Genomic DNA, 12,918 nt, shown 5'->3' with positions numbered 1-12,918 from the left:
GAGCCGCCTCCTTACGCGTTCGCCGCGAGTTTCTCGGCTTTGGCTTTCACTTCCTCGATGCCGCCAACCATGTAGAAGGCTGCTTCCGGCAGGTGGTCATATTCGCCAGCGACAACGGCCTTGAAGGACGAAATCGTGTCTTCCAGCGGAACCTGAACACCGTCCGAGCCGGTGAAGACTTTTGCCACGTCGAACGGCTGCGAGAGGAAGCGCTGGATCTTACGTGCGCGTTGCACGGTGATCTTATCTTCTTCCGACAGTTCGTCCATACCGAGGATCGCGATGATATCTTGCAGCGATTTGTAGCGCTGCAGGATGTTTTGCACGTCGCGCGCCACTTTATAGTGCTCTTCGCCGAGGATCTGCGGATCCATCATACGCGAGGAGCTGTCGAGCGGGTCAACGGCGGGGTAGATCCCCAGTTCCGAGATCGCACGCGACAGAACGGTGGTTGCGTCGAGGTGGGCGAAGGTGGTTGCCGGCGCGGGGTCGGTCAAGTCGTCCGCAGGAACGTAGACGGCCTGGATCGAGGTGATCGAGCCCTTCTTCGTCGAGGTGATGCGTTCCTGCATCGCGCCCATATCGGTGGCCAGCGTTGGCTGGTAGCCTACGGCCGAAGGGATACGACCCAGAAGGGCCGACACTTCCGAACCGGCTTGGGTGAAGCGGAAGATGTTGTCCACGAAGAACAGAACGTCCGAACCCGAGCTGTCGCGGAATTGCTCTGCGATGGTCAGACCGGTCAGGGCGATGCGCGAACGTGCCCCCGGAGGCTCGTTCATCTGGCCGTAGACCAGTGCCACTTTCGATTCCGACAGGTTATCGGGAACGATAACGCCGGATTCGATCATTTCGTGATAGAGGTCGTTCCCTTCACGGGTCCGCTCGCCAACACCTGCAAACACCGAGAAGCCCGAGTGCACTTTTGCGATGTTGTTGATCAGTTCCATGATCAGAACGGTTTTACCCACGCCTGCACCACCGAACAGACCGATCTTACCACCCTTTGCGTAGGGCGCGAGAAGGTCGATCACCTTGATGCCGGTCACAAGAACGGCGCTCTCGGTCGATTGCTCGGAGAATTCCGGAGCGGGCTGGTGGATCGCGCGGACTTCGTCTTTCGCGACTTCGCCTTTTTCATCAACCGGCTCGCCGATGACGTTCAGGATACGGCCGAGGGTCGGCGCGCCAACCGGCACCGAGATCGGTGCGCCGGTATCGGTCACGCCCGCGCCGCGGACCAGACCTTCGGTCGAGTCCATCGCGATGGTGCGAACGGTGCCCTGACCGAGGTGCTGTGCAACCTCCAGAACGAGGCGGTTGCCGTTGTTGGTGGTCTCGAGCGCATTGAGGATTTCGGGCAGGCCGTCTTCGAACTGAACGTCCACGACGGCGCCGATGACCTGCGTCACTTTGCCATGCTTTGCCATTGGTGTGTTTTCTCCGGTTCGGTCAGAGCGCCTCAGCGCCCGAAATAATTTCCGTAAGCTCGGTGGTGATTGCGGCCTGGCGGGAACGGTTGAATTCCACGGTCAGGTCGTCGATCATATCGCCGGCGTTGCGCGTTGCGTTGTCCATTGCGGACATCCGTGCGCCTTGCTCCGATGCAGCATTTTCCAGAAGCGCCGTGAAGATCTGCGTTGCCACACCACGCGGCAGCAGGTCATGCAGGATCGCTTCTTCGCTGGGCTCGTAGTCATAGACTGCCGAAGCGCCAATTGCATCTTCCGGTGCGTCGAAGGTTGCGGGGATGATCTGATGCGCCGTCGGGATCTGGGCGATCACCGACTGGAAGCGCGAATAGAAGATCGTCGCAACATCGAACTCGCCTGCGTCAAAGCGGGCAAGCACGTTCTTCGCAATGGATTGCGCGTCGACATAACGCAGGTTCTTCACCCCCGACAGATCGACGTGATCGATGAACAGGTCACCAAGCTCGCGGCGCATCGAATCGCGGCCTTTCTTGCCGACGGTGATGATTTTCACCGTCTTGCCTTCGGCCTTGAGCTTATGCGCTGCTTGCTTTGCCTTCTTGGCGATATTGACGTTGAAGCCGCCACACAGGCCGCGTTCCGCCGTCATCACCACCAGAAGATGCACCTGCTGCGAACCCGTCCCGGCCAGAAGCCGGGGCGCGCTATCAGAGCCGCCCACCGAGGCGGCCAGCGATGACATCACAGCGTTCATACGCTCGGCGAAGGGCCGTGCGCTTTCGGCTGCTTCCTGGGCGCGGCGCAATTTTGCTGCCGCGACCATTTGCATCGCCTTCGTGATCTTACGAGTGTTCTTGACACTCGCGATCCGGTTTTTGAGGTCCTTAAGGCTGGGCATATCCCTATCCTTCCGGGCCGCTTACGCGAACGTCTTTGCGTATGCTTCGATGGCTGCTTTCAGCTTGTCAGCTGCTTCGCCCTTGATCTTGGGATCTTCGTTGGTGATCCAGTCAAGCACGTCTTTCTTGGACGAACGCAGGAAGGTCACCAGACCGGCTTCCCAGCGGGTCACATCCTTCACGTCGACCTTGTCGAGGAACCCGTGGGTCCCTGCGAAGATCACAGCAACGATCTCGGCATTGGTCAGCGGCGAATATTGCGGCTGTTTCATCAGCTCGGTCAGACGCGCACCACGGTTCAGAAGCTTCTGGGTCGCAGCGTCGAGGTCGGAACCGAACTGGGCGAAGGCGGCCATCTCGCGGTATTGCGCGAGCTCCAGCTTCACGGCACCAGCCACCGATTTCATCGAGTTGGTCTGAGCGGACGACCCCACACGCGACACCGACAGACCGGTGTTCACAGCAGGGCGGATGCCTTGGTAGAACAGGTCGGTTTCAAGGAAGATCTGACCGTCGGTGATCGAGATCACGTTGGTCGGGATATAGGCCCCCACGTCACCCGCTTGGGTTTCGATCACCGGCAGAGCGGTCAGCGAACCAAGACCGAACTCTTCGTTCATCTTGGCCGAACGCTCCAGCAGGCGCGAGTGAAGATAGAACACGTCGCCCGGGAATGCTTCACGCCCCGGCGGACGACGCAGCAGCAGCGACATCTGACGGTAGGCCACAGCCTGCTTGGTGAGGTCATCATAGATGATCAGCGCGTGCTTGCCGTTGTCGCGGTAGTATTCGGCCATTGCGGTTGCCGCATAGGGAGCCAGATACTGCATCGGCGCGGGGTCCGAAGCGGTTGCCGCGATTACGGTGGTGTAAGCCATCGCGCCCGCTTCTTCGAGCTTTTTCACCAGCTGGGCAACGGTCGAACGCTTCTGACCGATAGCCACATAGAAGCAGTGCAGCGCGTTTGCCGGATCTGCGTCATTGTAGACTTTCTGGTTCAGGATGGTGTCGAGCGCGATTGCGGTCTTGCCGGTCTGACGGTCACCGATGATAAGTTCACGCTGGCCACGGCCGATCGGGATCATCGCGTCGACCGACTTGATGCCGGTTGCCATCGGCTCGTGAACCGATTTACGCGGGATGATGCCCGGCGCTTTGACATCGGCCACACGGCGCTCGGTCGCCTCGATCGGGCCTTTGCCGTCCAGCGGGTTGCCGAGGGCGTCCACAACGCGACCCAAAAGCGCGTCACCTGCAGGCACGTCAACGATGGCGTTGGTGCGCTTGACGGTGTCACCTTCCTTGATGTCACGGTCGGAGCCGAAGATAACGATACCGACATTGTCGGTTTCGAGGTTGAGCGCCATGCCACGGATGCCGCCCGGGAATTCGACCATCTCACCGGCTTGGACGTTGTCCAGACCATAAACGCGGGCAATGCCGTCGCCTACGGAAAGAACACGGCCGACTTCGGCGACCTGGGCATCCTGCCCGAAATTCTTGATCTGCTCCTTGAGGATCGCAGAGATCTCAGATGCCTGGATACCCATTATCCAACCTCTTTCATGCTATTCTGGAGGGAAGCGAGCTGCGAGCGGATCGAGGTATCGACCATGCGCGAGCCCAGCTTGACGATCATGCCACCGATGAGGGTCTCATCGACTGCAATGTTCAGCTTAACGGTTTTACCCGTCTTTGCCGCAAGGGCGTCGGCCAGTTTGGCTTGCTGCTCTTGGGACAGTTCGGTTGCAGAGGTCACATCTGCGGTGACCTCGCCTTTTGCTTCCGCGATCATCGCGCTCAGAGCGCGCAGCAATGCGGGCAGAATGAACAGGCGGCGCTTTTGTGCCATAAGACCCAGCGTGTGGATCATCGTCGCGCTCAGCCCCATCGACTTACCGATGGCCTCGATCGCGGCGTCCTGCTGGTCACGCGTATAGATCGGGCTGTTGATCAGGTCTTGCAGATCGGCGCTCTCAGCAAGCGCGGCCTCCAAGGCATCGACCTCAGCCTTCAGCGTATCAAGCTGACCGGAGTCTTTGGAAATCTCAAAAACCGCCGTTGCATAACGGTCGGCAATGCCTGCGGAAATTGAAGCTGGTTCGGACACGGCCACCCTTCCGATGTTAATCCTCCACCCGTAGCCCCCCGCCCCTAAACGGACCGGAAGGCAACAACCGGAGATCTCCTCAGGGCGCGCCCACGCTCGCCCTCGTTTCGGTAGCAGGATGTAACAGAGCCGCCCCCCACCCGCAACCTTCTTGCGCACTAAGCCGTGAACATAGCCGACAGATTTCGCCTGTTTTTTTGGCTGAGGGCGCTACCATTAACAAGTTCGGCCAAGTCAAGACGCCTATTCGTCATATTTTAATACCAAATACACAAATAGCGGGCCGAATCTGCGTCAATTTGCCCCAGCCCCTAGTGATCCGTCAGACGATGATGTGTAACATTGCCGCCGCGCCCGTGGTTGATCCGCCATGACGGCTCTGTCGCGGGCTTGGCTGCGCCTTCCAGAATGGAGAGCGGCCGCCGCACCCTTGCGCCCAAGCCCGGCTTGCGTGGCTGGGTGACCTGTTTGGACACCTCCAGCATCACGACCCCCGCCGCGAGCAGGCCGGAAATCTTCTGCCCGACCCCTTCCCACATCTGCGCCGAACGCAGCCAGAATCGCCGGTGCGATGGCGGGATATAAAGCGCCGCAGTGTGGCGTTCAGGGACAAACCCGTTGCGCCGCGCCAGATTATCAAGTTGCGACAGGGTATAGGGTTTTCCGAACCCGAACGGCGTTGTCTCGCGCGGGGCCCAAAGCCCCGCACGATTGGGCACAATCAGCAGCGCCCGCCCTCCGGGCCCCATGACACGCCAGCATTCCTCCAACAGGTCATTGGCATTGTCGGACTGCTCGATGGCATGCATGACCACCAGACGGTCCACCAGACCGGTCTCCAACGGCCATTGCAGTTCTTCGGTCAGCACCGAGACATTCGGCTCGCCTGCGGGCCACGGCATCACCCCCTGCGGCGCAGGCATCAGCGAAATCACCCGCCGCGCATTCTCCAGATAGGGACGCAGAAGCGGAGCGGTAAAGCCGAAGCCCGCAACCGTGCGCCCGGTAGCCCCTGCCCCGTCGGCAGGCCAGATCGCCAGCACCTGATCGCGCAGCGCCCGTTGTGCCACCCGTCCCAACTGGGTCCGGTAATAGAAATTTCGCAGATCAAGCACATCTACATGCATTGCAGCTTTTGTCCTATTCGGCTTAGCCTGCCCTAAACATAGTGAAGGTTCTCGAAAACGCCATGACCATCGAACTGTCGATCATCCCCTGCCGTAGCGACAATTACGCCTATATCGTCAAAGACGCGCCAACCGGTGCCGTGACGCTGGTCGATGCGCCCGAGGCCGCGCCGATCCTCGAAGCTCTCAAGGTTGCGGGGGTAAAACTGGATGGAATCCTGTTGACCCACCACCATGAGGATCACATCGCGGGCGTGGCTGAAATTCGCGCCCGTACCGGTGCCAAGGTCATCGGAGCGGCCGCCGATGCCCATCGCCTGCCGCCGCTGGATGTGGCGCTTGAACCGGGCAACCAGATCCAGATCGGATCGGACGCGGTGCAGGTGCTGGATGTGCCGGGCCATACCGTCGGGCATCTGGCCTATTATTTTCCGCAATCCGGCATGGTATTTACCGGAGACAGCCTGATGAGCTGGGGCTGCGGACGCCTGTTCGAAGGCTCGCCCGAGCAGATGCTGGCCAGCCTGCGCCGCCTCGCGGCCCTGCCCGATGGCATCATCGTCTGTTCGGGGCATGAATATACCGAAGCCAATGGACGCTTCGCCCTGCATCTCGAACCCGACAACCCCGCGCTGAAGTCCCGCATGCGCGAGACCCTGACCCGCCGCAATCGGGGCGAGCCAAGCGTGCCCTCGACCCTTGCGCTGGAAAAAGCCACCAACCCGTTCCTGCGCGCCGATGATCCGGATCTGAAGGCCGCCCTCGGACTTCCGTCAACGGCCTCCGCGCTTGATGTCTTTACCAAGGCGCGGCAGGCCAAAGACCAGTTCTAAGCTTTTGCGGCGCCTTCGGGGGCCGCATCGGTATCGGTCTCGCGCGCGGCCTGCGCCTTGGCGCGCCGCAGACGCAACGCATCCGCAATGAAAAACCGTGCCAAGGTACCATAAAGCGGTTCGGGCGACACAAAGCGCGCGGTCCCGTAGCCGATCATCGACGCAGCCATGACCGGCACGATATTGCTATGGCTGCCCGTCATTTCGACGATAATCACGAAAGCCGTCATCGGGGATTGCACAACCCCCGCAAAATACCCTGCCATCCCGAGGATCGATGCAAGTCCGACATTTGTCCCCATAATCAAGGCAATAGAAGACCCAAGCCCGGCGCCGACCGCGAGAGACGGTGCAAAAAGACCGCCCGGAATCCCCGAAACGGTGGCCGCGACGGTGGCAATCAGCTTGGCAAAGAAGAACGTCAGCGGCAGGGCTTCGCCCTCGATCGAGGCCCGCGCCTCGCCATAGCCAGTCCCGAAGGTCGAGCCCGCATAAACATAGCCGATCACCGCCGTGATAATCCCGCAGATCAACGCCTGCAGAAGCGAGCGGCGAAAGGCGTTGCCATTGGCTTTCCAGCGACGGATACGCCGCGTGATATTGATCACCAGACGCGAGAAGAGCGCGCCGAACAGCCCGCCGGTCACGCCACAAACGAGCACCAGACCGAGATCGCGCGGCAATTCGCCAATCGAGTCAGAAATCCCGAAATAGGTATAGTTTCCCAGCAGACTGAGGGAGGCGATACCGGCGATGATCACCGCCGACAACACCACACCATTCGTACGCGACTGGTAGCTGCGGCTCATCTCTTCGATCGCAAACACGATGCCCGCCAGCGGCGTGTTGAACGCAGCCGCGATCCCGGCGGCCGACCCCGCCAGAATCAGACCGCGTGAATGGGCCATCCCGCCCAGACTGGCCGATTGCAACATGATGGCCGAACCGATCTGCACCGTTGGCCCCTCACGGCCGATGGACCCGCCCGAGAAGAGCCCCAGAATGGTCAATAGAATCTTCCCGAACACCATCTTCAACGACAAGAGCTTCGCGCGCTCTCCCGGTTCGGTAAGGGTCTGGGCGGCGATCGCCTGCGGAATACCCGACCCGGACGTGCCCGGAAAAAGGGTCAGGGCCAGATAGGCACATAACAGAAACCCAAGCGGGGTGATGATCAGGGGCAACCAGTTCCGGCCGGCATCGACCGTAAGCCCGCGAAACAGCTCTTGGGCGTAATCGGCAGCGGTCGCAAAACCCACCGAAATCACACCAATCGCGATAGCCCCGAGCCAGAAAATCAAGCGCGATTTCCACAATCTGCGCGAGGACACCATAGCCCGTGACCGCCGCAACATTGCATTTCGAGAAATTTTATATCTGCGCATATTTTAAACCTTTGGGCTCCCCCGCCTCCCTAGTGCCGCAGCCTCTCCGGTTTCAAGTCTCAATCTCTTCGAAAAGCCGGTACGAATTGTCGCAATCAAGCTTATTTTTAGCTGACTTCCGGAAAAACGAGAAACTCCGCCGGTTTTGCCGTTCCGTCAGAAAATCCGAATCTCGCAACCGCGCGGCCCTGATCTTGCATCTGCCTATTTTTTTAGCACAACTTGTCGTAATTTTGTCGCAAATTTTCAACAGCGGATTGAAATCGCTGGCGCAAAAGGCCAGTTTGCAAGGCAAGCCACGTGAAAGATCTTTCTGGTTACCTTCTGTTTACTTTTCCAGCGGAGCCTGAAACTTAACTGGAATTTGCACCAAAGGTCTTGAACAGCGCGAATTTCCACCGAAGTTTAATACTATGAGGCCAGGTTGGTGATCGGGTCGCTTTGATACCGCCGCCAACATAGGAAAGGAGCACCACATGCCTTCGTTCTCGACCACTTTGGAACAAGCAATTCATGGTGCGCTGGCACTGGCCAACGCGCGCCGGCACGAACTGGCGACGCTTGAGCACCTGCTGCTGGCGCTGATCGACGAGCCCGACGCAAATCGCGTCATGCGGGCCTGCTCGGTCGATCTGGATGAACTTCGTCAAACCCTAACCGACTTCATCGATGATGACCTCTCGACCCTGATTACCGAGGTTGAAGGCTCCGAAGCGGTGCCCACGGCTGCTTTCCAGCGCGTGATCCAACGCGCGGCCATTCATGTGCAATCTTCGGGTCGCTCCGAAGTGACGGGGGCCAATGTGCTGGTCGCGATCTTCGCAGAGCGGGAATCCAATGCGGCCTTCTTCCTGCAAGAGCAGGAAATGACCCGCTATGATGCGGTGAACTTTATCGCGCATGGTGTCGCGAAAGATCCGGAATTCGGCGAAAACCGGTCTGTCACCGGTGCCGAGGAGGAAGAGACCAACAAGGCCGACACCACCAACCATCAGTCCGAGCGCGAGGGCAAGGAGTCGGCGCTGGCCAAATATTGCGTCGATCTCAACAAGAAATCCAAGAAAGGCGATATCGACCCGCTGATCGGGCGCCATGAAGAGGTGGAACGCTGCGTGCAGGTGCTATGCCGCCGTCGCAAGAACAACCCGCTTCTGGTGGGCGATCCGGGCGTGGGGAAAACCGCAATCGCGGAAGGTCTTGCGCTGAAAATCACCCGTGGCGAGACGCCCGAGATCCTGAAAGGCTCGACGATCTATTCGCTCGACATGGGCGCGCTTCTGGCGGGCACCCGTTACCGTGGTGACTTCGAGGAACGTCTGAAAGCGGTTGTGAAAGAGCTTGAAGACCATCCCGATGCGATCCTGTTTATCGACGAGATCCACACCGTCATCGGTGCGGGGGCCACTTCGGGCGGCGCGATGGATGCCTCGAACCTGCTGAAACCGGCGCTGGCTGGCGGAAAGCTGCGCTGCATGGGGTCGACCACCTATAAGGAATTCCGTCAACATTTCGAGAAAGACCGCGCCCTGTCGCGGCGCTTCCAGAAGATCGATGTGAACGAGCCCTCGACCGCAGATGCCGTGAAAATCCTCATGGGTCTCAAGCCCTATTTCGAGGAGCATCACGACATCCGCTTCACCAATGATGCGATCAAGACTGCGGTAGAGCTGTCGGCGCGCTATATCCACGACCGTAAGCTGCCCGATAAGGCAATCGATGTGATCGACGAGGCAGGTGCCGCCCAGCATCTGCTACCCGACAGCAAGCGTCGCAAGACGATCACACCGAAAGAAATCGAGAATGTCGTGGCCAAAATTGCCCGCATCCCCCCGAAAAACGTCTCGAAAGACGATGCCGAGGTGCTGCGCGACCTGGAGAAAACGCTGAAACGCGTGGTCTTCGGTCAGGACAAGGCCATCGAAGTGCTGGCCGCCTCGATCAAGCTGGCCCGTGCCGGTCTGCGCGAGCCCGAGAAGCCCATCGGCAACTACCTCTTTGCCGGTCCGACCGGTGTGGGTAAGACCGAAGTGGCCAAACAGCTTGCCAGCTCGCTCGGCGTCGAGATGCTGCGGTTCGACATGTCGGAATATATGGAGAAACATGCGGTCTCGCGCCTGATCGGCGCCCCTCCGGGCTATGTCGGCTTTGATCAGGGTGGCCTTTTGACCGATGGCGTCGACCAGCATCCGCATTGCGTGTTGCTGCTGGACGAGATCGAGAAAGCGCATCCCGATGTCTACAACATCCTGCTGCAGGTGATGGATAACGGCAAACTGACCGACCATAACGGTCGTCAGGTCGATTTCCGCAACGTGATCCTGATCATGACCTCGAATGCGGGTGCTTCGGATATGGCAAAAGCCGCAATCGGTTTCGGTCGGGATCGCCGCGAGGGCGAAGACACGGCCGCGATCGAACGGACCTTCACGCCGGAGTTCCGCAACCGTCTGGATGCGGTGGTCAGCTTCGCCCCGCTACCGCGCGAGACCATTATCCAAGTGGTCGATAAATTCGTGCTGCAGCTTGAAGCCCAGCTGATTGATCGCAACGTGCATATCGAGCTCACACCGGAAGCTGCAAACTGGCTCGCCGAGAAAGGTTATGACGAGCGGATGGGGGCCCGTCCCTTGGGCCGCGTGATCCAAGAGCATATCAAGAAGCCGCTGGCCGAAGAGCTGCTATTCGGCAAGCTGACCAAAGGCGGTCTGGCCAAGGTCTCGGTGAAGGACGACGAAATCGTTATCGAGGTCGAAGAGCCTGGCAAACCGCGCATCACCGGCTCGAAACCACCGCTGCTGACAGCCGATTGATGCGGCCTTTTCTTCTTCTACTTGTTTCGGCCCTGCCTTGCGGGGCCGAAACTTTATCCGAGCCGCGATTTGCCTTTCCGGTCGACTGCACCTTGGGAAAAACCTGCTATATCCAGAACTATGTCGATCACGATCCCGGCCCCGGGGTCACCGATAGCGCCTGCGGGAATCTGACATATGATGGCCATGACGGCACCGATATCGCAGTCCCTACCCGCGCAGATATGCGCAAGACTATCGCAGTCTACGCGGCGCTTGATGGAACAGTGCGCGCCACCCGTGATGGAGAACCCGATTCCGCCTTTGCTGACGGTGCCTCGGTCAAAGATAGAGAATGCGGCAACGGGGTTATCATTGATCATGCCTCAGGCTGGCAAACCCAATATTGCCATCTGAAAAACGGCTCTATTCTGGTCCAGCCGGGGCAGAAAGTGACCACCGGCACCACATTGGGAGAAATCGGACAATCCGGGCTGGCGGCCTTTCCTCATGTGCATTTCGAAATCCGGCATAACGGGCAATCGCTTGACCCGTTCACCGCAGGCGACAGCGCCTGCACCCTTGCCGCCGATCACGCCCAGCTTTGGAAGACGCCCATCGCCTATGACGGGGGCGGCGTGCTTCTGGCAGGGCTCACCAGTGAAATCCCCGATTATGATGCCATCAAACAGGGCCGTTTGCCCGCATTGCCGCAAGAGGGCGCAGGCCGTCTGATCCTGTGGATTTACGGCTTTGGCGGACAGCCCGAAGCTGATCTACATGCAACCCTTTCTGGGGGCGGCCAGAACCTGAGCCAGAACATCGCCTTTGAAAAGCCGCAGGCGCTTTATCTACGCTACATCGGGCGCAATGTAAAAACCGGCCTGAAACCGGGCACCTATACTTTTAGCGTCACGGACACCACGGGGCATATCACCGCCGGAGAGGTGACCCTGCCCTAGCGTTCGGTCAGCTTCAATTCGATCCGGCGGTTGGCGGCACGCGCCTCTGGACTATCGCCTTTGGCAACCGGACGATATTGCCCGAAACCTGTCGCCGCCAGACGGTTGGGCGGGAATTTCAGACTGTCGATCATATAGCGCACGACAGAAAGCGCGCGCGCCTGACTGAGCTCCCAGTTGTCGCGATATTGCCCCGTCCCCGAAAGCGGCACGTCATCGGTATGGCCATCAACACGAATGATCCAGTCAAGCTGCGGCGGGATCTCGGCAGATAACTCGTCCAGCAAGCGGGTCACCTGCGCGATTTGCGCCTTACCCTCATCGGACAGGGTGGCAGACCCCTGCGGGAACAGCACTTCAGAGGAGAAGACGAAGCGGTCGCCGACCACTTTTACCCCCTCGCGCCCTTGCAGAATTTTCGACAGGCGGCCGAAAAACTCCGAACGGTAGCTTGCCAGATCCTGCGCCTCGGCTTCCGCCTTCTTGCGCGCCGCTTCTTCCAGAGAGGCACGGCGTTTCTGCTCGGCGGCAAGCTGCGCAAGCGCCGAGTTGAGTTGAGTGCCAAGCGATTCGATCTGGCTTTTGGAAGCCGCGGATCGCGTCTGGCTATCATCCAGAACGGCCTGTAATTGCCCCAGCTGGCCACGTAGGGCCGCAATCTGCTGGTTCAGCAATTCGACCTTGCGGGCCGCGTCTTGCGAGATATCTTTCTGCTCGGCCAGCGCCTTTTCGGCCACCGCCTGCAACGCCGCCTGCCGTTCGGCCTCGGTCAGTTGAGTGTCCAGCCTGCCCTGCAGATCATCGCGCGCGGCCTGCGCGGCTGCCAGTTTGGTCAGCGTGTCTTCGGCCTGACGGCGGGCCTCCTCCAGTGCGAGGGTCATCGTGGAAATCTCTTCCCCCGACACCTGCAGCTTGGTGCGAAGGTCATCAATCGTCGCTTGCGAGACGCGCAGCTTCTGGTCAGACGCCTGCATCTGCGCCTTTTGCGCTGCCAGAAGATGCGCCACCTGTGCTTCAAAAGCGGTGATTTTCGTATCTGCTGCGGCCAAATCGGACTGGCGATCCCGAAGCTGGCCCGTGAGATTGGCGATCAGGGTCGCCTGCCGCTGCGCCTCGGTTTCGGCATCGGTCAGCTTGGTTTCCAGCGACCCCACCTTCTGACGCGACAGCGACAGCGCCTGCGCCAGCCCGTCCACCGTGTCATTCAACGAGGCCAGTTCATTTTCCTGCGTATTCACCTGCTGGCGCAGCACCGATTGCACCACCATGAAGATCGACAGCACAAAGATGACCACCAACAGAAGCGCGGTCATCGCATCCACGAAACCGGGCCAGATATTGGTGGAAAACCGCTGCCGTCCGCGCCGCGCCAGTGCCATC

Annotated in this window: 11 protein-coding genes; 4 read left to right on the top strand and 7 right to left on the bottom strand. The window is 59.7% G+C overall.

What is annotated here, in order from left to right; genetic code table 11:
* Positions 1 to 11: 11 nt before the first annotated feature.
* From atpD to RPE78_RS09865, 5 genes are all read right to left on the bottom strand, one after another.
* Complete coding sequence (atpD, locus tag RPE78_RS09885) at positions 12 to 1,430, bottom strand: F0F1 ATP synthase subunit beta (RefSeq protein ID WP_339109310.1); 1,419 nt, start codon at positions 1,428 to 1,430, stop codon at positions 12 to 14.
* Positions 1,431 to 1,452: 22 nt separating this feature from the next.
* Positions 1,453 to 2,331 carry a F0F1 ATP synthase subunit gamma gene (locus RPE78_RS09880; protein WP_406720455.1) on the bottom strand — a complete coding sequence of 293 codons (879 nt, stop codon included), beginning with the start codon at positions 2,329 to 2,331 and terminating at the stop codon, positions 1,453 to 1,455.
* Positions 2,332 to 2,352: 21 nt separating this feature from the next.
* Positions 2,353 to 3,882 carry a F0F1 ATP synthase subunit alpha gene (gene atpA / locus RPE78_RS09875; RefSeq protein ID WP_339109308.1) on the bottom strand — a complete coding sequence of 510 codons (1,530 nt, stop codon included), beginning with the start codon at positions 3,880 to 3,882 and terminating at the stop codon, positions 2,353 to 2,355.
* Complete coding sequence (locus RPE78_RS09870; protein ID WP_339109307.1) at positions 3,882 to 4,442, bottom strand: F0F1 ATP synthase subunit delta; 561 nt, start codon at positions 4,440 to 4,442, stop codon at positions 3,882 to 3,884. Before RPE78_RS09870 ends, atpA begins: the two co-directional genes overlap by 1 nt.
* Before the next feature lie 311 nt (positions 4,443 to 4,753).
* A complete protein-coding gene (locus RPE78_RS09865; protein WP_339109306.1) occupies positions 4,754 to 5,569 on the bottom strand; it encodes a hypothetical protein in 816 nt (271 codons plus the stop codon).
* A gap of 62 nt (positions 5,570 to 5,631) precedes the next feature.
* Between RPE78_RS09865 and gloB the strand changes: the two genes are divergently transcribed.
* Positions 5,632 to 6,402 (top strand): hydroxyacylglutathione hydrolase, encoded by a 771-nt coding sequence (gene gloB / locus RPE78_RS09860; protein WP_339109305.1) that lies wholly within the window; start codon positions 5,632 to 5,634, stop codon positions 6,400 to 6,402.
* On the opposite strand, the gene RPE78_RS09855 is transcribed toward gloB, so the two are convergent.
* Complete coding sequence (locus tag RPE78_RS09855; protein ID WP_406720454.1) at positions 6,399 to 7,703, bottom strand: chloride channel protein; 1,305 nt, start codon at positions 7,701 to 7,703, stop codon at positions 6,399 to 6,401. The two genes, gloB and RPE78_RS09855, sit on opposite strands and share 4 nt — an antisense overlap.
* Before the next feature lie 38 nt (positions 7,704 to 7,741).
* Here RPE78_RS09855 and RPE78_RS09850 point away from each other — a divergent pair, with 38 nt between their 5' ends.
* The 3 genes from RPE78_RS09850 to RPE78_RS09840 all read left to right on the top strand — a co-directional run bounded on the left by RPE78_RS09850 (position 7,742) and on the right by RPE78_RS09840 (position 11,538).
* Positions 7,742 to 8,137: a hypothetical protein gene (locus RPE78_RS09850; protein WP_406720453.1), complete on the top strand. Its 396-nt coding sequence runs from the start codon at positions 7,742 to 7,744 to the stop codon at positions 8,135 to 8,137.
* Between the two features lie 126 nt (positions 8,138 to 8,263).
* Entirely contained in the window at positions 8,264 to 10,597 is a 2,334-nt protein-coding gene (gene clpA / locus RPE78_RS09845; protein WP_339109302.1) for an ATP-dependent Clp protease ATP-binding subunit ClpA, read from the top strand.
* A gap of 92 nt (positions 10,598 to 10,689) precedes the next feature.
* Positions 10,690 to 11,538 (top strand): M23 family metallopeptidase, encoded by an 849-nt coding sequence (locus RPE78_RS09840; RefSeq protein WP_406720452.1) that lies wholly within the window; start codon positions 10,690 to 10,692, stop codon positions 11,536 to 11,538.
* Here RPE78_RS09840 and RPE78_RS09835 read toward each other — a convergent pair.
* A complete protein-coding gene (locus RPE78_RS09835) occupies positions 11,535 to 12,917 on the bottom strand; it encodes a peptidoglycan -binding protein (RefSeq protein ID WP_406720451.1) in 1,383 nt (460 codons plus the stop codon). The two genes, RPE78_RS09840 and RPE78_RS09835, sit on opposite strands and share 4 nt — an antisense overlap.
* Position 12,918: the final 1 nt, after the last annotated feature.

The sequence above is a fragment of the Thioclava litoralis genome (assembly GCF_045278885.1).
In the GTDB taxonomy this organism is placed as follows: domain Bacteria; phylum Pseudomonadota; class Alphaproteobacteria; order Rhodobacterales; family Rhodobacteraceae; genus Thioclava; species Thioclava litoralis.
Note: the sequence above shows the minus strand (reverse complement) of the source record. Positions and strands in the feature narration are given on the sequence as shown.